The organism is Micromonospora sp. NPDC051227 (assembly GCF_044455385.1).
GTDB lineage: Bacteria > Actinomycetota > Actinomycetes > Mycobacteriales > Micromonosporaceae > Micromonospora.
On the sequence record NZ_JBITET010000003.1, the window covers coordinates 408,803 to 430,301 of the forward strand.

Sequence of the window (21,499 nt, forward strand, 5' to 3'; positions counted from 1 at the left end):
GGCCGTCGGTAGGGGTGCGGCATCCATCGACTTACCCAGGCACGGAGATCGCCAATCGGGCAAGCTGGGGGCATGACGGACGTCGACCCCGACACACGCACACTGGTGTTGCTCCGGCACGCGAAGGCCGAGCAGGGCAGCGACGCGGCGGACGACGCGGAGCGGCCGCTGAGCGCACGCGGAAACGCCGACGCGGCTGCGGCCGGGGCCTGGTTGGCGCACCATGGACTGCTGCCCGACATGGTGATCTGCTCGACGGCCCGACGCACCCGGCAGACCTGGCACGGGGTGGCGATGGGGATGACCGGCTCGCCGCCGGAGGGTGGCCCGACCGGTCCTCGCCCGACCGTCCGCTATGAGCCGGGTGCGTACGACGCGCACCCCGAGGAGTTGTTGTCGCTGGTCCGCACGGTTGACCCAGCGGCCCGTACGGCGCTGCTCATTGCCCACAATCCCGGCATCTCGCTGCTCTCCGCGCTCCTCGATCCCGAGGGAGTGGACGACGAGGGTTTGCGCACCGCCGAGCTGGCGGTGCACCGCTGCCCGCCAAGCTGGATGGAGTTGAACAGGGCGGGCGCGCCGCTCACGGATCGGCACACCGCACGCGACTGAGCCACCCGCCGATCCGACGGGTGGCTCAGGGGTGGGCGTTGTGCGGGGATCAGGACGGCGGCGCGGTTGGTGGCGGCGGGTCCGGCGGTGGCGGCATCATCGCCGTCGGATGAGACAGCCGGTTCTCCTCCACGATGAGGGTTCGAGCCCGCTTGCGTCGGTCCTGCCAGAACCAGACCGTGGTCAGCAGTACGGCCAGCCCGGCCAGGATGAACACCCAGCCGACCGCCCGTACGTCGATCCACCAGACGTTGGCTCTCAGCGCGAAGGTCAGGATCGCGCCGATCGCGATGAGAAAAATGCCGCTTCCTACACCCATGTGCGCTGCACTCCCCCGTGCGGTGGCTCTGGGCGTTCCCTTTCGAGGTCACGCGACGGTTACCCGCCACGCCAGCGGCATACCCGACCGGGCTCGGCCAATACGTGCCGTGGCCAGGGTGAGACGGCGACGGCCGGCGGGGCAGAAGCCCCACCGGCCGTTGCGGTGCCGGGCGGTGCGACCCGGAACCGTCAAACGTGCCGTGGCACCGAACCTAGAAGGCCTCCTCCGGGAGGTCCATGATGTCGAGGTCGGCACCCTCGATGATCCGCCGGTCGGCACCGATGCGGGGCAGCACCTCACGGGCGAAGAAGCGGGCAGCGGCCACCTTGCCGGTGTAGAACGCCTTGTCGCTGGCGGAGACCTCGCCGGCCAGCGCCTTCAGTGCCACCTCGGCCTGCCGCTGAAGCAGCCATGCGACCACCAGGTCGCCGATCGCCAGCAGGAACCGCCGGCTGCTCAGCCCGACCTTGTAGAGCGCGCGGGTGTCGCCGCCCTGCGCCTCGCCCAGCCAGCCGGTCAGCACACCGAGGATGTTCTGGATCTCGGCCAGCGCCTTGCCGAGCGCCTGCCGCTCCTCCTTGAGTTGGCCGTTGCCCGCCTCGGAGGAGATGAACTCCTGGATCTCGCCGGAGACCGCGAGCAGCGCCTTGCCGTTGTCCCGAACGATCTTGCGGAAGATCAGGTCGAGGCTCTGGATGGCGGTGGTGCCCTCGTACAGGGTGTCAATCTTGGCGTCGCGGACGTACTGCTCCAGCGGGTAGTCCTGGAGGAACCCGGAGCCGCCGAAGGTCTGCAGGGCCTCGTGCCCGAGCAGTTCGTACGCCCGCTCCGAACCGACGCCCTTGACCAGCGGCAGCAGCAGGTCGTTGACCCGCTTGGCCAGCTTGGTGGCCTTCTCGTCGCCGGCAGCCTCGGCCAGCGCGACCTTGTCCTGCCAGGTGGCGGTGTAGAGGACCAGAGCGCGAAGACCCTCGGCGTACGACTTCTGCAGCAGCAGCGAGCGGCGCACGTCCGGGTGGTGGGTGATGGTGACCCGGGGGGCGGTCTTGTCCGCCTGCTGGATCAGGTCGGCGCCCTGCACCCGGTTCTTCGCGTACTCGAGGGCATTGAGGTAACCGGTGGAGAGGGTGGCGATGGCCTTGGTGCCGACCATCATCCGGGCGTACTCAATGATCATGAACATCTGCCGGATGCCGTCGTGCTTGTCGCCCAGCAGCCAACCCTTGGCCGGTACGCCGTGCTCGCCGAAGGTCACCTCGCAGGTGTTGGAAACCTTCAGGCCCATCTTGTGCTCGACGTTGGTGGCGTAGACGCCGTTGCGCTCGCCCAGCTCACCGGTGGTCTCGTCGAAGTGGAACTTGGGCACCACGAAGAGCGACAGGCCCTTGGTGCCGGGGCCACCGACACCCTCCACGCCGACCGGACGCGCCAGCACGTAGTGCACGATGTTGTCGCTCAGGTCGTGCTCACCCGAGGTGATGAAGCGCTTCACACCCTCGATGTGCCAGGTGCCGTCGGGCTGCTGGATCGCCCGGGTGCGCCCCGCGCCAACGTCCGAGCCGGCATCCGGCTCGGTGAGCACCATCGTGGAGCCCCACTGCTTGTCGATGAAGAGCCTGGCCCACTTCTTCTGCCGCTCGTTGCCCTCGACGTGCAGCACGTGCGCGAAGGACGGGCCGGAGGCGTACATCCAGACCGGCGCGTTCGAGCCGAGCACCAGCTCGGCGAGCGCCCACCAGAGGGCGCGTGGCGCGTTGGTGCCGCCGAGCGCCGGCGGCAGGTCCAGGCGCCAGAACTCGGAGTCCATGAATGCCTGGTAGGACTTCTTGAACGATTCCGGCAGCGGCGCGGTGTGCGTCGCCGGGTCGAAGACCGGCGGATTGCGGTCACTGTCCGTGTAGCTGGCAGCCAGATCCTCGCGGGCGAGGCGGTCGACCTCAGCGAGGAAGCTGCGGGCGGTGTCGGTGTCGAGATCCGAGTACGGCTCCTGGCCGAACGCCCGGTCCGCCCCGAAGACCTCGAACAGGTTGAACTCGAGATCCCGGAGGTTGCTCTTGTAGTGGGTCATGCTCGCTGGCCCCGCTTCCGGACAGGTGTTACCGATCAGTAACCCCGACTGTATTACTCGCGGGTAGGCAGCGACAAGCGGATCACCCAAGTGACGGCGATTACACACCTGCGGGCCCGGTCGGCCGCTCAGCTCTCGGCGGCGCCGACCTCCCAGCTCGGGACGGCGACGGCCGCGCCGGTACGGGCACCCACGTACTCCATCAGGACCAGCGCGATGTCGTCGTCGAGCCGACCGTGCACCCACTCGACCAGGGCGGTCTCCAGCGATGCCAGCCCGTCGGCGACAGTTCCATGGCCGAGCAGTCGCCAGGCCCGATCGGCGGTCGGGAAGAACTCACCGTCCCGTCGCGCCTCGCCGAGACCGTCGGTGAACAGCAGCAGCCGGTCCCCGGGCTCCAGGCGTTCGACCCGGGGGCGGACCACCGGCATGAACCCGAGCGGAGGTGCCGGGGCCGGCGGTTCCAGCGGGATCACCGCACCCCGGCGTAACAGCAGCGGTGGCGGATGCCCGCAGTTGACGATCGTGAGGGTGCCGCCGCGCTCCTCGACCAGTGCCGCCGTGACGAAGTCCTCGTCGCCGACGTTGCGGGCTACCGCGCGGTCCAGGTCGGCGACGACGGCCCGCAGGTCGGCCCGCTCGTACGCCACGTGCCGGTAGGAACCGAGGACGATGCTGGCCAGCCGGACCGCGTCCAGACCCTTGCCCCGCACGTCACCGATGATCATGCGGACGCCGTAGGGCGTGTCGATCGCCTCGTACAGGTCGCCGCCGATCTCGGCCGTCGCGGTGGAGGAGATGTAGCGTCCCGCGACCGAGAGCGTGCCGACCTGCGGCCCGAGTGGGCGCAACACCGCCTGCTGGGCCACCGCGGCGAGCTTGGTCAGCTCGACGATCCGCTCGGCCTGCCGCTGGCGAACCCAGGCCACCGCCACGGCCATCCCGGTGACGAGCGCGACCGCGACAACGCTGACCGAGGTGGCCAACGAGACCTTCGGCGCGACCAGCGCGAAGCCGGTGCCGATCACTGTCGCCGCGACGCCCACCCCCAGGACCACCAGCCAGGACGCCAGGGCGGCGGCGAGAACCGGCGCGGCCGCCAGGAGCGCGACGTAGTGCACCTTGCGGCCGTCCGCCGCCTCCACCGCCGAGACGATCGCGAGCAGGACGAGGGCCGCGCCGAGGCCGGCGCGGGATCCGGGGCTCAGCGGGCGACGGCCCGACTGGAGGAGTCGCGTGGGTACGAGGGACAGTTTGCCTGATCCACGTGAACCGGTGAATGAACCTGACCCGTCGTCCGAGGAGGTTCTGTCCGGCCGGCCCAGTCGGCCGGCCGAATCGGCGTCGCCGGTCCCGCTCAGCCGAGGACCTCGTAGCGGACGGTGAGCGCGCCAACGTCGACCGAGGCGATGGTGGCGAAGGCGGCCCGGGAGAGGTCCAGGCAGCGGCCGTCGATGAACGGGCCCCGGTCGTTGATCCGCACCGTCACCGACTTGCCGTTGGCCGGGTTGGTCACCCGGACCTTGGTATTGAACGGCAGTGTCTTGTGCGCGGCGGTCAGCGCATCGGGGTTGAACGACTCGCCGTTGGCGGTGAGCTGCCCGTCGGAGTAGAACGAGGCGCCGCACGAACCGCTCTCCAGCACCTTCGCCGCGGCCGTGGTCTTCTTGGCGGTCGGCTTCGGCTTCGGCGACGAGGTGCGCTCCTTGCTCCGAGAGGCGGCCTGCTGCGACCGGGTCGCCGACGGGCTGGCGGTCACGCTGGGCGAGGCGCTGACGCTCGGGGTGACGGCCGGGGATCTGGGGGTGAGGCTGCTCGCGGCGGTGGTCGGGGCGAGGTCGAGAGCCACCTGCCCCGACTGGTCGGGGCCGGAGACCAGCTGCACGGCGCCCACCGTGCCTCCGACGGCGAGGGCGACGCCGACCGCCGCGGTGGCCACGATGCCCGCCGGGGAGGAGAAGATGCGGGTACGGGAGTGCTTGCCTGCCACCGGCCCGGTCCTTTCGTCGTCTGAACAAACCGGGTCGGACCGTAACGAGAGAAGCACTTCCGAAGTCAACGTGATCATGGTGGTATGCCCGTATTTACCCAGATACGTGTAGCCGATCATCCGACCCCGAGTGGGCCGGGTGGCCCGGGTGCCGCCACACCCGCCGCCCGTGCCGCAGGATGAGCGGATGCCCGCCGATCTGACCGAACGCCTGGCCGCCCTGTTCCAGTGGATCGACCCCGGCCCGAACACCAGTCACCTGGTCAGCGACATCTCCGGTTGGTGGCGGGACCCGGCGGTGCTGGCCAAGCTGGGGCCGGCCCTGGTGGCGCCGTACCGGGCCGCCCGACCCACTGTGGTGCTCGCGCCGGCCGTCACCGGGCTGCTGCTCGGGCCGTTGGCCGCCACCGCCCTCGGGGTCGGCTTCGTGGCCGCCCACAAGCCCGGTGACGGGCGACTGCCGGCCGGGCCACTCACCTGGGCGCAGAGCCCACCGGACTACCGGGGCCGACGGGTGGACCTCGCCGTACGGGAGCGACACCTCGGCCCCGACGACCGGGTGCTGGTGGTGGACGACTGGGTGCGTACCGGCGCGCAGCTACACGCCCTCTACGACATCTGCGCCGATCGAGGCGCCGAGGTGCTGGGCACCGCCGTGTTGGTCGTGGACTGCTCCCCCGAGGTCGCGGCCGACCTACGGATCACCGGCCTGATCGACGCCGAGGATCTGCCCTCTTGACCTGAAGCGAGGTTCAACACCGACGATCGGCGCATGGGCGACGGAGTTCTCGATGAGGCGTACGAGCGGCTGCACCGCACCGGCCCCGAATACCAGGGCTGGCTGTCCAACCACGGGCCGATGGCCGTCGAGGCGCTGGTCCGACACGGGCACCCGCACCGGGTGCACCGTTGGCTCGACGACTACCTTGGCCGCCTCGACGAGTTGCCCCGAGGGCTGCACCCGATCGACGACTGGCGGTCGGCGCTGGGCGATCCGAAGCGCGCCGGTGACTGGCTGGCCTACTTCGACCGGCAACTGCGCGAACACCCGTGGCGCGCGGTGCTCGGCACCTGGTGGCCTCGGCTGCTGCCGGGCATCGCCGCCGGCGCCACGCACGGTGTGATCCGCGTCGGGCACGCCGTACGCGCACTCGACCCGGACGAGGAGAACCGACAGCGGCTCACCGAGTTGGGCCAGGCCCTCGGCTACTGGGCGGCCCGGTGGCAGCCGATCCCCGGCACCGACCGGCTGCTCACCGGCGAAACGGACCAGCCAGGCGCCGACGACAACGACGTGGCGGCCGCGCTGGCCGGGCTGCCCCGGATCGACGACCAGACCGGTGGCGTCCGGGATCGGCTGGAGCAGTTGCCGGGCGTACCCCGATGGGAGTCGGCACTCACGACGCTGCGCCCCGTGCGGAGCCCGGCCGAGGCGGAGCGCGGGCTCACTGCGCTGGTGCACCGGGCCGGCCTGGACTACCTGCGCTTCGGACACGCCGCGCCGGTCATGCTGGTGCACGCCGTCACCGCGCCGACCGCCGTGCTGCGTACCCTGCCGGCACTGGACCGGGGTCTGTGGGCGCCGAGCCTCGCCGCGGCCTGGGCCGCGACGGCGGCCATGACCTCCGTGTACGCCCCAGCCAACGGCATCGCGCCACCCACAGTGACCCCCGCGACGCCGGCGGAGGTCTTCGCCCGCGCGGCCCGCCACGGCGACGAGCACGTGGTCAAGCTCGCCGACGCGATCCTCGACGCGTACGCGACCAGTGCTGACGAGCGGCTTCTCACCGCACCCGGCTACGCCGGCCAACTGATCTGAGCGGGGTATTGCGGCGGCGACCCCGACCGCGCTGGCCTAGCCTCGGCAGGATGTGGCCTCGGATCGGTGAACTGCGCGCCCTCGCCCTCGGCACCCCCGGCGAGTTGCGGTCAACCCTCAACACCCTGGTGCTGGCGGGTGTGAAGACCGCGACGGCCGGCCGGCTCGCCGAGTACGCGGAAGAAGGCGAGGAACTGGAGCACGTCGGCGAACGCCTGGCCCTGGTCGACGACGACAACGCCCTGGCCGGCGTCGTGGAGATCACCGGCGTCGAGGTGGTCCGCTTCGCCGACGTGCCCTGGGACTTCGCCCACGCCGAGGGCGAGGGTGACCGCTCGATCGAGGAGTGGCGGGCCGGGCACTCGACCTACTGGGCGCGGCTCGGCACGCCGGTCGACGGCGACACCCCGATCGTCTGCCTGCGCTTCCGCCTGGTTTCCGGTGGCCAGGGCGGTGTGGCCAGCGGCGACCTCGGCACCTGACCGCCGCCCCGGCCGGCTCGGTGTGGCGGCCTCAGCCGCGTAGTTGTGGCAGCAACCGCGTCGCCACGTCCACCAGGATGGCCTCGTCACCGGCGTACCAACTGCTGGCGCGCGGCCAGTGCGTCACCACGTCGGTGAAGCCCAACTCGGCGGCCCTGCCGACCTGATCGGCGAAGAACTGTGCGCTGCTGAGCGAGAAGACCGGCGCCGCGTCCAGCGAGAGGTAGCGGTCCAGAGTGGCCGGGTCGCGGCCGGCCTCGTCCAGGGTCCGGTCCATCCGCGCGGACAGCGCCGACACACTGGCCCACCAGCCCGCCAGGTCGTTGTCGTCACCGGTGCCGGTGGTCACCCAGCCCTGACCGAAGCGTGCCACCAACCGCATCGACCGTGGCCCGTTGGCGGCCACCACGAACGGCACCCGAGGCTGCTGCACGCAGCCGGGGTTGTTGCGGGCATCCACCGCGGCGAACCAGTCGCCACGCCAGGTGGTGCCGTCCTCCCGCAGGATCAGGTCCAACAACTCGGTGAACTCGGCGAACCGGTCGACCCGCTGACGCGGCGGCAGCGTCTCACCACCCAGCACCGCCGAGTCGAAGCCGATGCCACCCGCTCCCAGACCGAGCAGCAGGCGGCCGCCGGAGACGTCGTCCACGGTGGTGATCTGCCGGGCGAACGCGGCCGGGTGCCGGAAGTTCGGCGACGCCACGAGGGTGCCCAGTCGAATCCGCGAGGTCACCGTGGCGGCCGCGGTCAGCGTGGCCATCGAGTCGAACCACGGGCCGTCGACCAGGTCACGCCAACCCAGGTGGTCGTATGTCCAGGCGTGGTCGAAGCCCCACTCGTCGACCTGCCGCCAGCGACGCTGCGACTCCGCCCACCGCTGGTCCGGCAGGATCACGATGCCAATCCGCATGATCGCCACCCTAGTCGGGCCGGACATCCGCGCCCTAGCGTCACGTCCATGCAGGGGACCGGGCCAGCGGCCGGAACACCTTCGCCGACCGGAAGTCCTAGATCCACCGTTGCGGCCAGCCCGTACCCTCCGGGGATGCCCACCGAAGGAGCTGCTGCTGACCGCGTATCCCCGGATCGCCGGGCGCGTCGGGTCCGCATGATCCGCACGGTGGCGTTGCTGGTCGGGGTGCTCGTCCCGTCCCTCGTTCTCCGCGAGCTGATCGAGGCCCGGTTCGGCCGCGGGCCGCTCGCGGACCTCAGCGCGGTCGCGCTGCCGATGGCGGCGACCGCGTGGCTGGCGCCGTACGCCTCCTATCGGCGACGCGACGCCCTGCTCTGGCTGGTCGGCCCGGGCCTCTACTTCTTCGCGGTGATCGCCTGGCGGGTGGCCCTCGCGCCCTACCGGGACTGGAGCCCCCGCCCGGAGGAAAGGGCCCGGATGCGCTGGTCACGCGACCCGGAACACGCCGGGACCTGGTACCTGACCGAGCCAATGAGTGGCACGCGTCACACTTCTTCCCGGTAGGGACATCGCGTTCGGCTCCGACCCCTCGGGGAGCGGCACCCAGGCGGGGTGTCGCCCGAGGAGAGGACCAGAGCGCGATGACGAAGGTGACCGCACAACTGTCGGTGTCGGTGGACGGCTTCTACGCCGGCCCACAGTTCGACGGGAACGGCAACTGGATGGACTCGGCGGAGAGCGCAAAGTTCTTCCGGGTCACCCGGTGGGCGACCGAGGCGGCGGCCTGGCGGGAACGGCAGGGCTTTGCCGGCGGGGAGCAGGACACCAACTCCGAGGTGATCGCCGAGTCGTTCGGCGCGGCCGGCGCGTACGTGATGGGGCGCCGGATGGCCGACGGGGGTGAGATCCCCTGGGGTGAGGAGCCGCCGTTTCGCGCACCGGTCTTCGTCGTCACCCACCGCCCCCGCCAGCGGCTGCTGAGGGGAGGGGGCACCAGCTTCACCTACGTCACCGATGGCGTGGCCAGTGCCGTCGAGCAGGCGCGCGCCGTGGCCGGCGGCAAGGACGTCGCAGTGGCCGGAGGCGGCAGCCTGGTGCGGCAGGTGCTCAAGGCCGGTCTACTCGACGAGTTGGAGCTGCACGTCGTACCGGTCGTGCTCGGCACCGGCCTGCGGCTCTTCGACGCGGACCTCGACCTGGGCGACCGGGAGGGGATCGAGCTGTCGCCGACCCGCGTCCTTGCCACCCCACAGGTGACCCACATCCGGTACGCGGTGCGCGGCCGCGCACCGCTCGTGCTCGACGACCGGGGCAGCGGAGGCGGCCCGACGGTGACCGCGAACTGAATCACGGCCCATTCGAAGGAAGGAGGAGACACCATGGCGCAACTGTTGCGGGTGCAGTGCTTCAACGTTTCGCGCGACGGATTCGGGACCGGAGAAGGGCAGAGCCTGGAACGGCCCTTCGGTCACGCGGACCCCACCCCACTGTTCTCCTGGCGTGCTGCCACCGCCAGCTTCGTGTATCGCACCGAGCCGGGCGGCAGCCGTGGCCTGGACGACTACCTGACCCGCGACGCCGAGTGCAACATCGGCGCGGAAATTATGGGCCGCAACAAGTTCGGCCCCCAGCGCGGTCCCTGGAAGGACCATGAGTGGCAGGGCTGGTGGGGTGACAACCCGCCGTTTCACACGCCGGTCTTCGTGCTCACCCACCACGTGCGCCCGTCGTTCAGCCTGTCCGACACCACGTTCCACTTCCGCGATGTCAGCCCGCCCGAGGCACTGGCCGAGGCGAAGCAGGCAGCCGACGGTCGGGACGTACGCCTCGGTGGTGGGGTCGCCACCATCCGCGAGTTCATCGAGGCCGATCTGGTCGACACGATGCACATCGCCGTCGCGCCCGTCGACCTTCATCGGGGCGAGCGGCTGTGGGCCAGCCCCGACGAACTGCTCGACCGCTTCCACCTCGAGTCGGTGCCCAGCCCCAGCGGAGTCACCCATCTTCTGTTCTGGAGGCGATGACCGACCTCCTCCCCGGCACTGTCGTCTAGAGCCGGGCCAGCACCAGCAACCGGTTGCCGTCGGGGTCGGTGACCCGCGCGGACCGCTCGCCCCAGGGCTGGTCGACCGGCTCCTCGGTGACTGTCGCCCCACCCGTGCGCAGCGCGCCCACGGCTGCGTCGCAGTCGTCGGCGTAGACGCACAACTCCCAGCGGTGCGAGTCGGCCGGCCCGCCAGCCTCCGGGTTGGCGGCCAGGCCGAGCTCGCTGCCGCCCAGCCGCAGAGCGACGAACTCCGGGGCACCCTCGTCCGGGAACCGGTAGGTCAGCTCGAAGCCGAGCACGTCCCGGTAGAACGTGATCAGTCGTGGCAGGTCAGGTGTCGTCACGATCGGAAAGGCTTCGGTGAACACGGACCACCTCCAAGCCGGACCCTAGCCGGTGCGAGGTCCGGCAGGAACTACCACGGTCGATCCCCGGGCACCATGTCGAGTTCCATGTCCGGCCAGGGCGGGCGGCGGCGTACGGCAATGCCATTGATCTTGATCTGCTCGACGCCCGGCGACGGCCGTGGGGGAAGCGCGTCGCCGAGAGGTGGCCGGTGCGCTACCGCGAGTCGCTGGAGCCGGACCATGACTTCGATCTGATCGTGCTGAGCGTGCAGCACTACGGCTTCGCGGAGGCCGCGGCCTTCCTGGGACCGCGCGTGGGGAAGGCCAGCGTGCTCATCTTCAACAACCTGTGGGTCGAGCCGCTGACCGCTACCGAACACCTTCCCGCCGATCAGGTGGCCTGGGGCTTTCCCGCGGTTTCGGCGACGACGGTGTGCTGCATGGGGCTCTGCTGCCCGTGGTCTTCGTCGGCACTCTCGACCGGCCGCCGACCGAGCGCGAGCGGGCCGTGCGTCAGGTGTTTCGCGAGGCGGGGTTCAGGCTCCAGGAGAACTCCGACTTCCGTGGTTGGCTGTCGATCCACTTCGTTCAGATCTGCGGCGGCACCGCAGCGAGCTACTTCCTTTCACTGCGCCCGTCTGGCTGGCAGCACCGGCGATGGCCTGGCTGTTCAGGCACTTCCCGCCGATGCGCCTGGTCATGGAGGCCCACGCCAACCCCGAGGAACTGCGCGCGGTCTGCCGCGACACCCTGGCGGAGGCACGCAGGCTGGGCATGGAGGTGGCCCGACTGGAGGCGGCCGAGCCCTACTTCGCCGCCCAGAGAACGAACTAGGCATCCACGCGCTCGTGCTGAAACGCCTCAGGCGTGCGCGTTCACAGCGGCCCGAAATCAGATGCGTACGGGCTCGCGCACCTGTTGGATCTCGACATGAAGCATGAGCTTGTTCGTCCTCGGAAGGCACGCCCGGGGGATCACCTCGCGGTCCTCTCACCGTCCTTCGCTGCGGCCGGTGCCTATCCCGGAGTCCACGAGCAGGCCATGCGGCGGCTTGCTGACCTGACCGGCCTCGTTCCGGTCGAATATCCCACCACCCGCCAGGTGGGCGCGAGCGCGGCAGCGCGGGCGGCGGACATCAACGCCGCCTTCGCGGATCCCCAGGTACGCGGCATTCTCGCCGTCGTCGGCGGCGACGACCAGATCACGGTCATCCCCCACCTGGACGCCGACCTGGCCCGAGCCGACCCGAAGCCGTTCCTCGGCACCAGCGACAACACCAACCTGCACCACTGGCTCTGGGGCCTCGGCATCGCCAGTTTCTACGGCGGATCCTCCCAGGTGCACCTCGGCCCCGGGCCTGCCGTCGACGACATCCACGTCCGGTCGCTGCGAGCGGCACTACTCACCGGGGAACGGCTGGAGATCACCGACCCGGGTGAGTCCGAGGACATCGGCATCGACTGGGCGGACCCACAGGCGTTGAAGTCCTTCGGAGAGCGCGAACCGACGGAGCCGTGGAGCTGGTACGGGCCGTCCCGCGCAGTCACCGGCCCCACCTGGGGTGGCTGCCTGGAAGTCATCCAGTGGATCCTGACGGCGGGACGCTTCCCGTTCCCCCCGGAGGTCCTGCACGGCGGGGTGCTGATCATCGAGACGTCGGAGGAGCTTCTCCCCGCCCGCGAGGTCGGCTGGATCGTCCGATCACTGGGTGAACGCGGTCTCCTCAGCGCCATCGACGCGGTCCTGGTCGCCCGTCCGCCGGTCTCCGACCACACCCGTCGCCCCCCGGCCGCGGATCGGGCGCGCCTGCGCGAGCAGCAGCGCGACACTGTCGTCGACGTGGTGACCCGCTACAACCCCGAGGCGGTCGTCTGCGTCGGGGTCCCATTCGGCCACACCAGACCACAGTGGATCCTCCCCCATGGCGGCCCGGTCACCGTCGATGGTGTGGAACGCCGCATCTTCGCCGACTACCGATAGGGCCTGGCGGGGTGGAGGATCTTCGTCGTGCCTCCTCTGCCGCAACCCGACGACCTCGCATCGCTCGTGCTCCGAACCGACTTCACCGACGACAGCGCCTGGGAGGCCGTCAAGGAAGAGTTTCGCCGGTGGGAGTGCTGCTACAGCGCGACCTTCGTCGACGCCGCCGACGAGTCCGGAACGTACCGGGGCTTCGAGGGGAATTGACGACCGGGCGAAGCAGCGGCTGATGGCACGGTGCCTGACCGTTTGACCCTGAACGTCGAAGGCCCTGACGGGGACTCTCGTCCTGGCCAGGGCCTTCGCAGTGGAGCGGGTGACGGGAATCGAACCCGCACTGTCAGCTTGGGAAGCTGATGTTCTGCCATTGAACTACACCCGCAAGCGGCACCACTGTACCCGAGTCGTCGAGCCTCTGCACCCAGGTCCCCCCGCCGGCCGCAGGTGTCCGCGTACCGCACCGCCCGGGTTGATCCACTCGGCTTGCTGGAAGTCGGGGCATCCGGAGCGCCGGGACACCGCGACTTCATTGAAGTCGAGTTGATCACGCGGCCGGCGGGTCGGTGCGTACGCCCCGGTGCCGGCTCCGTTACGACGGAGCCGGCACCGATGATCTTCCGGCGGTGGTCAGGCGGCAGTGCACTGGACGTCACGGCTGAGGCGGGTCGGGCGCGCCTGCGGGACGGCGAGGGGCGAGGCCACCGCCGACGGGGCGTTTGGGTCGAGCCAGACCCGAACTGCCGGCCGACCGGGCGCGAGGCCCGGAATGCCAGCGATGTGCTGCTCGCGGCGGGTGAGCATGGCCACGTCGACGGTGAACTCGAAGAGCCGCCAGTCGACCTGCGGCTCGGCCCGGGCACTCTGCGCCAGCTGCGCCACCCGGACCGGATCGGTCACCGGACGGGCGCGCCCCGCCACGTACGCCTCGTCGTCGCTCTCCTCAGCAGGGAACGAGTGCAGCGCGTAACGGCCGTCACGTTCGAGGTCGCGGCGCTTGGGCGAGTCGATGATGAAGCAGAACAGCCCCTCGGCGGTGATGACCGGGGAGACCGGATGGACGCGGGGCCCGCCGTCGGCACGGACCGTGGCCAGATAGCCGAAGCCCGGCCCGTACTGCTGGAGGAGAACGCGGATCCCGTCGGCGAGTCGGGGCTCGTCGGCGGCGAATTCGGACCAGGAAGCCATGTGGGCATTCTATCGAACAAATGTACGAGCAGCGACCTCGACGCGCTGGTCACCGGCACCGAATCCGGCAACTTTTGGCAACGCGGCTATGGTGGTCCGATGCTGCTCTCCGACCGCGACCTGGTCTCCGAGATCAAGGCCGGCACGCTGGGCCTGGAGCCGTTCGAGCCCACTTTGGTCCAACCGTCCAGCATCGACGTCCGACTCGACCGGCTGTTCCGGGTCTTCAACAACCACCTCTACACCCACATCGATCCCGCCATGCAGCAGGACGACCTGACCTCGGCGGTCGAGGTCCCCGACGGCGAGCCGTTCGTGCTGCACCCGGGGGAGTTCGTGCTCGCCTCGACGCTGGAGGTCATCTCGCTGGGTGACCAGCTCGCCGGCCGACTGGAGGGCAAGAGCTCCCTGGGCCGGCTCGGGCTGCTCACGCACTCCACCGCCGGCTTCATCGACCCGGGCTTCTCCGGTCACGTGACGCTGGAACTCTCGAACGTGGCGAACCTGCCGATCACCCTGTGGCCGGGCATGAAGATCGGGCAGCTCTGCATCTTCCGGCTCTCCTCGCCGGCCGAGCACCCGTACGGCTCGGTGGTCTACGGCTCGCGCTACCAGGGCCAGCGGGGGCCGACACCCAGCCGCGCCTGGCAGCACTGGCGCACCTGGCCAACCCGCTGACGCCCACCCGCTAGGACCAGGACGACGAGGGCCCGCCGCGACGGATCGCGACGGGCCCTTCGGTCATCCGGGTCAGCCCGGGCGGCCGTAGCTGTGGATCGGGCCGTCGTCGACCTTCTTCATCTTGACCGGCTGACCGGCCTGCGAGGCGTGTACCACCCAGCCGCCGCCGACGTACATGCCGACGTGGTGGATGTCGCTGTAGTAGAAGACCAGGTCGCCGGGGCGGAGGTCACCCCTGCTGACGTTCTTGGTGACGCGGCTCTGCGCGGCGGCGTTGTGCGGCAGCGACACGCCAGCCTTCGCCCAGGCGGCCAGCATCAGCCCGGAGCAGTCGTACGAGTTCGGACCCTCGGCACCCCAGACGTAGGGCTTGCCGATCTGCGCGCAGGCGAACTTGACAGCCGTGCCCGCGGCGCCGCCGGGGTAGCTACCCGGGCAGGGGGCCGGGCGCAACGGACCGCCGCCGCCGCTGCCGTACACCTTGAGTCGCAGCTTCTGCAGGCGGTCGATCTCGTCGTTGATCTGCTTCTTCTTCGCCGCCAGCTGAGCCTCGGTGCGGGTCAGCTGGGCCACCATCTCGTCCAGCGGCGCCTTCTGCGCGGCCAACTGGTCGCGCAGGTCGGCCACCTGGCGCACGTCCTTCTGCTGGTTGTGCGCGAAGCGGTCGAGCATTTCGAGCTGGCCGACCACCTCGCTGGGCGACCGGCTGCCCAGCACGGCGTTGACGGTCGAGACGTTCTCGCCCTTGTAGGCGCGCACGGCCAGGGCGCTGACCTTGTCCATCGCGGCGTCGACCTGGCGCTCAAGCGGAGTGATGCGGGCGGCCAGTGCGTCGGCCTGCTTGCGCTTCGCGGCGAGGTCGGTGCGGGTGGCGTTGTGCCGTTCGATGATCGGTTCGAGCTTGTTCCAGTCGGCGTCGATCTGGCGCTCGATCTCGGCGACGGAGGGGTCGGCGTGGGCCGCCGTGGCACTGCCGGTCAGAACGACGGCGAGGCCGGCCAGCGCGGCGAGTGCGGTGGTGAAGCGGGACCAGCGTGGACGCGGCACGATCGACGCCGGGCCGGCTGACGCCGACCGCTCGGACGACGGCCGCGGGGCATGGAGTGCCACCGGGGTTCCGTACTCCTTCTTCCTGACCGCCTACCGGGTTAGCTGACGGGTTCGGGCGGGAAGTCGGCGCCCTACCGCAGTGGCTGCGGATTCACCCCGAGGGACCTGGGTCCCCGGTTCGTTCGGAAACGACTCGGCGGTGTCGGTCCGTTACCGCCCGGGCTGGGCGGAGCTGCTGTCGGGCCGACGAATGACCAGAGTAGAGACGCTTGTTACCGATCCGCAACCCGTGCGGCCGTGACACTCCGTACGGATTGGACGACGTGACCGACCGTGTGTGAAGAATTCTTTCCGCTTGCTTCGATAGATGGAAAGGTATTGACGTGACCTCCCGGACGGCGCGATGGTGACCTGACCTCACTTCGCGAGAATCTAGGGGGTTCGATGCACCATCCAACCCTGTCGACCGGCTGGCGTGCGCTGCTCGCCACCACCGTGGTCGCCGCCGCGACAACGGTGCCACTCTCGGTCGGCCCGGCCGCCGCCGCGCCCACCACCGACCGCCAGCAGCAGTACGCCGCCGCGGCCACCGAGTACGGGGTGCCGACCGTCGTGCTGCTCGGCGTCTCCTACCTGGAGTCGCGCTGGGACACCAACGCCGGCACACCGAGCACCAGTGGCGGCTACGGCCCGATGCACCTGACCGACGCGCGGCACGTCGCCGCCCTACCCGTACGCGGTCACCACGACGCCGGTGCCGAGGACCCACGCGGCGACGACTCCCGTCCCGCCCGGGCGCCCGCGCCCCGGCTGGTCGAGGCCCCCGCACCCTCCACCGCCGCGTTGCAGACCGTGGACGCCGCCGCCACGCTGACCGGCGTCACCCCCGAGGCACTGCGCACCGACGCGGGCCTCAACATCCGGGGTGGGGCCGCGCTGCTCAGCGCGTACCAGAGGGATCTGGGCGCGCCGGTCGGCGCCGGCACCGACCCGGCGGCCTGGTACGGCGCGGTGGCCCGCTACTCCGGCGCGGACAGCGCCGACGCCGCGGCGGCCTTCGCCGACGAGGTCTTCACCACCATCGGCGCGGGCCAGTCCCGGGTGACCGACGACGGCCAGCGGGTCACCCTGCCGGCTCGCGCGGTGCGGCCCGAGCGTTCCTGGTTGGACCGGCTGGGCCTGCGCCGCCTGGCCCGCCCGGACGGGGTGGAGTGCCCCCGCACCATCTCCTGCGAGTGGATCCCGGCGCCCTACGAGGCGTTCGGCGACGGGGACTACGGCAACCACGACCTCTCCGACCGACCCGCGCGGCAGAAAATCGAGTACATCGTCATTCACGACACCGAGGCGAGTTGGGCGACGACCCTGCAACTCGTCCAGGATCCGACCTACGTGAGCTGGCACTACTCGCTGCGCTCCGTCGACGGGCACATCGCCCAGCACGTGTTGACCAAGGACGTCGGCTGGCACGCCGGCAACTGGTACGTCAACGCGAAGTCGATCGGGCTGGAACACGAGGGCTTCGCGGCACAGGGGACCTGGTACACCGAGGCGATGTACCGGACCTCGGCGAAGCTGGTCCGGCACCTGGCGCTGCGGCTGGGCATCCCACTGGACCGTCAACACATCATCGGCCACGACAACGTCCCCGGCACCATCGCCTCGACAGTGCGGGGAATGCACTGGGATCCGGGCCCGTACTGGGACTGGACGCACTACTTCGACCTGCTGCACGCCCCTCGACTGGACACCGGCACCCCGGCCACCGGGCTGGTCCGGATCGACCCGGACTACGCCACCAACCAGCCGGCGTTCACCGGCTGCGTCACAGCGGGTGTGCCGTGCGCGCCGCGCGGCTCCTCGGCGGTCGTGCTGCGCAGCGCACCGTCCGCGGACGCGCCGCTGGTCAACGACATCGCGCTCCGCCCGGACGGCACCCCGAACACGATGGCCGTGTCGGACCACGGGGCCCGGGCATCCGCCGGGCAGACGTACGCGCTGGCCGGGCGGCAGGGCGACTGGACGGCGATCTGGTACCTCGGGCAGCGGGCCTGGTTCCACAACCCGCCGTCCGCGCCGACCGCCAGTTGGACCGTCGGCGTGGTGGCCACGCCGAAGCCCGGCCGGGCCACCATTCCGGTCTACGGACGGGCGTACCCGGAGCAGTCGGCGTACCCGGACGGGGTGCCATACCAGACGATCTCGCCACTCCAGTACACCCTGGCCGCCGGGCAACGGTACGCCGTCGGCGCGGTGCTGGCCGGCGAGTACTACCGGGCCAGCACGTTCGACGGCTCGTCACCCGGCGACTGGACGGTGATTCGCGGCAAGAACCGCTACGCGCAGATCCAGTTCGGCCACCGGATCATGTACGTCGACCTCGCCGACGTACAGCTGTTGCCGTCCCCGTTGGGCGCGCCCCGCTGACAACCACGACGGCCCCCGGTCGGTGACCGGGGGCCGTCGTGTCGCGCGAGGTGGATCAGCCGGGTCTGCGGAACCCGGCGACGGGCATTGTGTTGATGCTGGAAACCTGCACCGGCTTACCGGCACGTGGCGCGTGCACCATCTGGTTGTTACCCAGATACAGCCCGACGTGACTCAGGCCCGAGAAGAAGAAGACCAGGTCACCGGGGCGGGCATCGCCTCGCGAGATGGCCTTGCCCTCGTTCCACTGGTCACCCGTGTGGTGGGTGAGGTAGATCCCGGCCGCCTTGTAGGCGTACTGGGTCAGCCCCGAGCAGTCGAACGAGTTCGGGCCGGTGGCACCCCAGACGTACGGCTTGCCGACCTTGCCGCAGGCGGTCCTGATCGCGGTACGGGCCGCCGCGCTGACCACCCCGTTGATGGTCGGGCAGGCCGCGGTCTTGACGGTCGTCTTGGGCATCGACGCCTCGAGCTGCTTGATCTCGCCGTCGATCTGCTTCTTCTTCGCCGCCAACTCGTTCTGCTGCTTGGTCTGGGTGACGATCAGCGCGTCCAGCTTCTGCTTCTCGCCGTCGTACTTGGCCCGCACGGCCAGCACACCCTCGACCTCCTTGCGCTCCTGCGAAGCGAGCCGGTCGAGGATGGTGAGCTGCTCGGTGAGCGTGTCCGGCTTGGCGCTGACCAGGAGCGCGCCGATGTCGTGCGACGGGCCGGAGATGTAGTAGCGGGACGCGAGGTCGCCGACCCGGTTGAGCGCCAGCTCGCTCTGCAGCGCCAGCGGCTCGATCTTCTTCTGCAGGTTCGCCGACTTCTGCCGGTTGACCTTCAGCTGCGCCCGGACCTTGTTGTACTGCTCGATGGTGGGCTCCAACTGCTCCCACTTCTTGTCGATCTGCGCCTCGATCTCGTCGACCGTGGGCGCGGCATGTGCCGGCGCGGTCAGCAGACCGGCGCCGACCGCCGCGGCGGCGACCAGGATCAACACCCGGTGCGCGACGCGACGCAGGCCACCAGAGCGAGCAGACGCGTTCAGGTCGTGACGATGAGGGGGCATGGTTGCCACCGGCACCGACTCCTTTGCAACCGACCGCCGGGCGCCTCGCGTGAGGGAAGGGCCGAGGCAGACGACCCACAGCGGTCGGTGCCCCACATTAGGGAAGCTGCGGGCGGTAATCAAGGCGAGCGCGGTAACCATCACTGTCGTGCAACCGCTTGCACACCAAGGGTATTGGTCCATCACCCAACGATTGCGGTCAATACATCGTCAAGAGTGACCACACCGAGTGGGCGCCGCCCGTCACTGACCAGCACCATGTGCCGCCGTTCGCGACGCATCGCCAGCAGCAGGTCGGCCAGCGTACGCTCCGGCGGCACCACCGCCAGCGGCCGGTAGACGTCGGCCGGCACTGGGGACCGGCGACCCTGCCCGGCGTATCCGAGCACGTCCTTGACGTGCACAAAGCCGAGCACCCGACGGGTCGACCGCTGCACCACCGGGAACCGGGACCGGCCGGTCCGGGTCGCCAGCACCTCCAGTGACGCCGGCGAGACGTCCTCGGCCACCGTCACCACCGTCGACCACGGTTGCAGCGCGTCCGCCGCCGTCCGGGCGTGCAGGGCCAGCGCGCCGGTGATCCGGGCGTGCTGCTCCGCGTCGAGCAGCCCCTCGGTCCGCGCCTGGGAGACCAAACCGGCCAACTCCTCGGCGGTGAACACCGTCTTCACCGCCTCGGACGCCTCGATCCGCCAGAACGCGAGCACCCGCCGGGCCGCCCATTTCATCGCGAGCAACAACGGTTTGGTGGCCACACAGAATGCCAGCATCGCCGGGCCGAGCCAGAGCGCGGAGACCTCCGGACCGGCAAGCGTGATGTTCTTCGGCACCATTTCACCGACGACCGTGTGCAGAAAGACCACCACGCCCAGTGCCAGCACGAACGCCACCGGGTGCACCGCCCGCTCCGGGAGGCCGGCCGCGTGGAACGGCGGCTCCAGCAGGTGAGCCAGGGCCGGTTCGGCGATCGCGCCCAGACCCAACGAGCAGACCGTGATGCCGAGCTGCGCGCCAGCGATCATCAGCGGGATCTGGTTCATCGCCGACAACGCCCAGCGGGCGCGTTTCGAACCGGCGACCAGCGGCTCGATCACCGTCCGGCGGGACGCGATGAGCGCGAACTCGCTGCCCACGAAGAACCCGTTGCCGAGCAGCAGCAGCACGGTCACCAGCAGCTCAGTCATCGTCGTCCGGATCCGCCGGGCGCAACACCCGAACCTGCTCGATCCGGTGCCGCTCCACCTCGACCACTGTGAACTCCCAGCCGTCCGTCTCGACCGTCTCGCCGGCGAGCGGGATGTGCCCGAGCTGGGCCATCAGGAACCCGGCCAGGGTCTCGTACGGCCCCTCGGGCAGCCGGAAGCCGGTCTGCTCGGCCAACTCGTCGGAGCGGAGCACACCGTCGACCAGCACTGTGCGCTCACCGCCCGGCACTGTCAGCTCGGCCGACCCGTGGTCGTCCACGCTCGCCGGGTCGAACTCGTCGGCGATCTCTCCGACCAACTCCTCGACGAGGTCCTCGACGGTCACCACGCCGTCCGTGCCGCCGTACTCGTCGACCACGATGGCCAGGTCGGCCCCGGCCGCCTTCAGCGCGGCCAGGACACCGTCCAGGTTCAGGCTCTCCGGCACGTACACCGGCTCGCGGGCCACCGAGCCGACCCGGGTCGACGCGCGGTCGGCCAGCGGCACCCCCAGCGCGTCGGGCACACCGGCCACACCGGTCACCAGGTCCAGGGTCTCCTCGTACACGGGGAACCGGGTCCGCCCGGTCCGCCGCGACTCCTCCAGCAGCTCCGCCACTGTGGCGGTGGCCCGTAGCGCTACCACGTCCACCCTGGGGGTCATCGCCTCCGCGGCCCGTTTGTCACCGAAGCGGATGGTGCGGCGAAGCAGCATCGCGGTGTCGGTGGGCAGCGCGCCGGCCCGCGCCGAGATGCCCGCCAGCAGGCCCAACTCCTCCGGCGAGCGGGCGCTTGCCAACTCCTCCTGCGGCTCCACGCCGAGCGCCCGGACCAGTCGGTTCGCCGAGCCGTTCAACCCCCGGATCACCCAGCCGAACGTCCGGGAGAAGGTGTGCATCGGGCCGGCCGTGGCCAGCGCCGCCGGCATGGGCCGGGCCAGCGCCGCGTTCTTCGGCACCAACTCGCCGAAGAGCATGGAGATCAGCGTGGCCAGGGCCAACGCGAGGAACGGGGTGAGCCGCTCGGTGCTGTCTCCGGCCAGCGGGCGCAACAGCGGGGTGAAGAGCCGGGCCAGGGCCGGCTCGGCCAGGTAGCCGGTGAGCAGCGCGGTGATGGTGATGCCGAGCTGCGCCCCGGAGAGCTGGAAGGAGAGTTCACGCAGCGCTGTGCGTACCGTCAGGGCGGCCTGGTCGCCCGCGGCGGCCCGTCTGTCGATCTCCGCCCGGTCGACAGTGACCAGGGCGAACTCGGCCGCGACGAAGAACGCGTTGCCCGCGGTCAGGGCTACGAAGCCGACCAGGGGCAACAGCGTCGTCAAGAGTAGGCCGTCGATGT

At 70.4% G+C, this 21,499-nt stretch carries 23 protein-coding genes, 1 tRNA gene and 1 riboswitch; of the genes, 12 read left to right on the forward strand and 12 right to left on the reverse strand.

Features of this window, described 5'->3' with window-relative positions; translation table 11 throughout:
• The first annotated feature begins 72 nt into the window (after positions 1–72).
• Positions 73–612: a SixA phosphatase family protein gene (locus tag ACIA47_RS09900; RefSeq protein WP_396706928.1), complete on the forward strand. Its 540-nt coding sequence runs from the start codon at positions 73–75 to the stop codon at positions 610–612.
• 49 nt (positions 613–661) lie between these two features.
• Here the strand turns inward: ACIA47_RS09900 and ACIA47_RS09905 are convergent, their stop codons facing one another.
• From ACIA47_RS09905 to ACIA47_RS09920, 4 genes are all read right to left on the reverse strand, one after another.
• Positions 662–931 (reverse strand): DUF6458 family protein, encoded by a 270-nt coding sequence (locus tag ACIA47_RS09905; RefSeq protein WP_030487564.1) that lies wholly within the window; start codon positions 929–931, stop codon positions 662–664.
• Between the two features lie 214 nt (positions 932–1,145).
• Positions 1,146–3,002, reverse strand: coding sequence for an acyl-CoA dehydrogenase (locus tag ACIA47_RS09910; protein WP_203120622.1), 1,857 nt, complete (start codon positions 3,000–3,002; stop codon positions 1,146–1,148).
• Positions 3,003–3,130: 128 nt separating this feature from the next.
• Positions 3,131–4,255, reverse strand: coding sequence for a PP2C family protein-serine/threonine phosphatase (locus ACIA47_RS09915; protein WP_203120638.1), 1,125 nt, complete (start codon positions 4,253–4,255; stop codon positions 3,131–3,133).
• A gap of 104 nt (positions 4,256–4,359) precedes the next feature.
• Positions 4,360–4,992, reverse strand: coding sequence for a septal ring lytic transglycosylase RlpA family protein (locus ACIA47_RS09920; RefSeq protein WP_396706930.1), 633 nt, complete (start codon positions 4,990–4,992; stop codon positions 4,360–4,362).
• Positions 4,993–5,179: 187 nt separating this feature from the next.
• Here ACIA47_RS09920 and ACIA47_RS09925 point away from each other — a divergent pair, with 187 nt between their 5' ends.
• From ACIA47_RS09925 to ACIA47_RS09935, 3 genes are read left to right on the forward strand one after another with little or no spacing between them, the layout of a single operon-like run.
• Entirely contained in the window at positions 5,180–5,731 is a 552-nt protein-coding gene (locus ACIA47_RS09925; RefSeq protein ID WP_203120624.1) for a phosphoribosyltransferase family protein, read from the forward strand.
• Between the two features lie 33 nt (positions 5,732–5,764).
• On the forward strand, positions 5,765–6,811 hold the full coding sequence (locus ACIA47_RS09930; RefSeq protein WP_203120625.1) for a questin oxidase family protein: 1,047 nt from the start codon (positions 5,765–5,767) through the stop codon (positions 6,809–6,811).
• A 50-nt stretch (positions 6,812–6,861) separates the two neighbouring features.
• Positions 6,862–7,293: an ASCH domain-containing protein gene (locus ACIA47_RS09935; protein ID WP_203120626.1), complete on the forward strand. Its 432-nt coding sequence runs from the start codon at positions 6,862–6,864 to the stop codon at positions 7,291–7,293.
• Between the two features lie 31 nt (positions 7,294–7,324).
• Here ACIA47_RS09935 and ACIA47_RS09940 read toward each other — a convergent pair whose 3' ends face one another.
• Complete coding sequence (locus ACIA47_RS09940) at positions 7,325–8,233, reverse strand: LLM class flavin-dependent oxidoreductase (RefSeq protein ID WP_203120627.1); 909 nt, start codon at positions 8,231–8,233, stop codon at positions 7,325–7,327.
• A gap of 108 nt (positions 8,234–8,341) precedes the next feature.
• Between ACIA47_RS09940 and ACIA47_RS09945 the strand changes: the two genes are divergently transcribed.
• From ACIA47_RS09945 to ACIA47_RS09955, 3 genes are all read left to right on the forward strand, one after another.
• Complete coding sequence (locus tag ACIA47_RS09945; RefSeq protein ID WP_396706933.1) at positions 8,342–8,773, forward strand: hypothetical protein; 432 nt, start codon at positions 8,342–8,344, stop codon at positions 8,771–8,773.
• Between the two features lie 77 nt (positions 8,774–8,850).
• A complete protein-coding gene (locus ACIA47_RS09950) occupies positions 8,851–9,555 on the forward strand; it encodes a dihydrofolate reductase family protein (protein WP_396706935.1) in 705 nt (234 codons plus the stop codon).
• 33 nt (positions 9,556–9,588) lie between these two features.
• Positions 9,589–10,233, forward strand: a complete 645-nt coding sequence (locus ACIA47_RS09955; protein WP_203120629.1) for a dihydrofolate reductase family protein — start codon at positions 9,589–9,591, stop codon at positions 10,231–10,233.
• Between the two features lie 25 nt (positions 10,234–10,258).
• Here ACIA47_RS09955 and ACIA47_RS09960 read toward each other — a convergent pair whose 3' ends face one another.
• Positions 10,259–10,600 (reverse strand): VOC family protein, encoded by a 342-nt coding sequence (locus ACIA47_RS09960; RefSeq protein WP_396706939.1) that lies wholly within the window; start codon positions 10,598–10,600, stop codon positions 10,259–10,261.
• Positions 10,601–11,260: 660 nt separating this feature from the next.
• Here ACIA47_RS09960 and ACIA47_RS09965 point away from each other — a divergent pair.
• From ACIA47_RS09965 to ACIA47_RS09975, 3 genes are all read left to right on the forward strand, one after another.
• Positions 11,261–11,437, forward strand: a complete 177-nt coding sequence (locus ACIA47_RS09965) for a hypothetical protein (protein WP_396706941.1) — start codon at positions 11,261–11,263, stop codon at positions 11,435–11,437.
• Positions 11,438–11,644: 207 nt separating this feature from the next.
• On the forward strand, positions 11,645–12,583 hold the full coding sequence (locus ACIA47_RS09970; protein WP_396706943.1) for an LD-carboxypeptidase: 939 nt from the start codon (positions 11,645–11,647) through the stop codon (positions 12,581–12,583).
• 27 nt (positions 12,584–12,610) lie between these two features.
• Positions 12,611–12,790 carry a hypothetical protein gene (locus ACIA47_RS09975; RefSeq protein WP_396706945.1) on the forward strand — a complete coding sequence of 60 codons (180 nt, stop codon included), beginning with the start codon at positions 12,611–12,613 and terminating at the stop codon, positions 12,788–12,790.
• 101 nt (positions 12,791–12,891) lie between these two features.
• Here the strand turns inward: ACIA47_RS09975 and ACIA47_RS09980 are convergent.
• Positions 12,892–12,965 (reverse strand) — tRNA-Gly (locus ACIA47_RS09980).
• Positions 12,966–13,210: 245 nt separating this feature from the next.
• On the reverse strand, positions 13,211–13,768 hold the full coding sequence (locus tag ACIA47_RS09985; protein ID WP_203120633.1) for a pyridoxamine 5'-phosphate oxidase family protein: 558 nt from the start codon (positions 13,766–13,768) through the stop codon (positions 13,211–13,213).
• A gap of 99 nt (positions 13,769–13,867) precedes the next feature.
• On the opposite strand from ACIA47_RS09985, the gene dcd reads away from it, so the two are divergent.
• On the forward strand, positions 13,868–14,446 hold the full coding sequence (gene dcd, locus ACIA47_RS09990; RefSeq protein WP_030332009.1) for a dCTP deaminase: 579 nt from the start codon (positions 13,868–13,870) through the stop codon (positions 14,444–14,446).
• 72 nt (positions 14,447–14,518) lie between these two features.
• On the opposite strand, the gene ACIA47_RS09995 is transcribed toward dcd, so the two are convergent.
• Positions 14,519–15,559: an NlpC/P60 family protein gene (locus ACIA47_RS09995; RefSeq protein WP_203120634.1), complete on the reverse strand. Its 1,041-nt coding sequence runs from the start codon at positions 15,557–15,559 to the stop codon at positions 14,519–14,521.
• 13 nt (positions 15,560–15,572) lie between these two features.
• A riboswitch (cyclic di-AMP (ydaO/yuaA leader) is annotated at positions 15,573–15,708 on the reverse strand.
• Between the two features lie 235 nt (positions 15,709–15,943).
• Here ACIA47_RS09995 and ACIA47_RS10000 point away from each other — a divergent pair.
• Entirely contained in the window at positions 15,944–17,926 is a 1,983-nt protein-coding gene (locus ACIA47_RS10000; protein ID WP_396706949.1) for an N-acetylmuramoyl-L-alanine amidase, read from the forward strand.
• 55 nt (positions 17,927–17,981) lie between these two features.
• On the opposite strand, the gene ACIA47_RS10005 is transcribed toward ACIA47_RS10000, so the two are convergent.
• The 3 genes from ACIA47_RS10005 to ACIA47_RS10015 form a co-directional block, all read right to left on the reverse strand.
• Positions 17,982–18,995 (reverse strand): NlpC/P60 family protein, encoded by a 1,014-nt coding sequence (locus ACIA47_RS10005; RefSeq protein WP_396706952.1) that lies wholly within the window; start codon positions 18,993–18,995, stop codon positions 17,982–17,984.
• Between the two features lie 167 nt (positions 18,996–19,162).
• Positions 19,163–20,164, reverse strand: coding sequence for a hemolysin family protein (locus ACIA47_RS10010; RefSeq protein ID WP_396706954.1), 1,002 nt, complete (start codon positions 20,162–20,164; stop codon positions 19,163–19,165).
• On the reverse strand, positions 20,157–21,482 hold the full coding sequence (locus ACIA47_RS10015; RefSeq protein ID WP_238410867.1) for a hemolysin family protein: 1,326 nt from the start codon (positions 21,480–21,482) through the stop codon (positions 20,157–20,159). Before ACIA47_RS10015 ends, ACIA47_RS10010 begins: the two co-directional genes overlap by 8 nt.
• Between the last annotated feature and the right edge of the window lie 17 nt (positions 21,483–21,499).

Bases quoted from the DNA above. Each gene is read 5' to 3' on its own strand.
- ACIA47_RS09900 (WP_396706928.1), top strand. From the start codon at position 73: ATGACGGACGTCGACCCCGACACACGCACACTGGTGTTGCTCCGGCAC.
- ACIA47_RS09905 (WP_030487564.1), bottom strand. From the start codon at position 931: ATGGGTGTAGGAAGCGGCATTTTTCTCATCGCGATCGGCGCGATCCTG.
- ACIA47_RS09910 (WP_203120622.1), bottom strand. From the start codon at position 3,002: ATGACCCACTACAAGAGCAACCTCCGGGATCTCGAGTTCAACCTGTTC.
- ACIA47_RS09925 (WP_203120624.1), top strand. From the start codon at position 5,180: ATGCCCGCCGATCTGACCGAACGCCTGGCCGCCCTGTTCCAGTGGATC.
- ACIA47_RS09930 (WP_203120625.1), top strand. From the start codon at position 5,765: ATGGGCGACGGAGTTCTCGATGAGGCGTACGAGCGGCTGCACCGCACC.
- ACIA47_RS09935 (WP_203120626.1), top strand. From the start codon at position 6,862: ATGTGGCCTCGGATCGGTGAACTGCGCGCCCTCGCCCTCGGCACCCCC.
- ACIA47_RS09940 (WP_203120627.1), bottom strand. From the start codon at position 8,233: ATGTCCGGCCCGACTAGGGTGGCGATCATGCGGATTGGCATCGTGATC.
- ACIA47_RS09945 (WP_396706933.1), top strand. From the start codon at position 8,342: ATGCCCACCGAAGGAGCTGCTGCTGACCGCGTATCCCCGGATCGCCGG.
- ACIA47_RS09950 (WP_396706935.1), top strand. From the start codon at position 8,851: ATGACGAAGGTGACCGCACAACTGTCGGTGTCGGTGGACGGCTTCTAC.
- ACIA47_RS09955 (WP_203120629.1), top strand. From the start codon at position 9,589: ATGGCGCAACTGTTGCGGGTGCAGTGCTTCAACGTTTCGCGCGACGGA.
- ACIA47_RS09965 (WP_396706941.1), top strand. From the start codon at position 11,261: ATGGCCTGGCTGTTCAGGCACTTCCCGCCGATGCGCCTGGTCATGGAG.
- ACIA47_RS09970 (WP_396706943.1), top strand. From the start codon at position 11,645: ATGCGGCGGCTTGCTGACCTGACCGGCCTCGTTCCGGTCGAATATCCC.
- ACIA47_RS09985 (WP_203120633.1), bottom strand. From the start codon at position 13,768: ATGGCTTCCTGGTCCGAATTCGCCGCCGACGAGCCCCGACTCGCCGAC.
- dcd (WP_030332009.1), top strand. From the start codon at position 13,868: ATGCTGCTCTCCGACCGCGACCTGGTCTCCGAGATCAAGGCCGGCACG.
- ACIA47_RS10000 (WP_396706949.1), top strand. From the start codon at position 15,944: ATGCACCATCCAACCCTGTCGACCGGCTGGCGTGCGCTGCTCGCCACC.
- ACIA47_RS10010 (WP_396706954.1), bottom strand. From the start codon at position 20,164: ATGACTGAGCTGCTGGTGACCGTGCTGCTGCTGCTCGGCAACGGGTTC.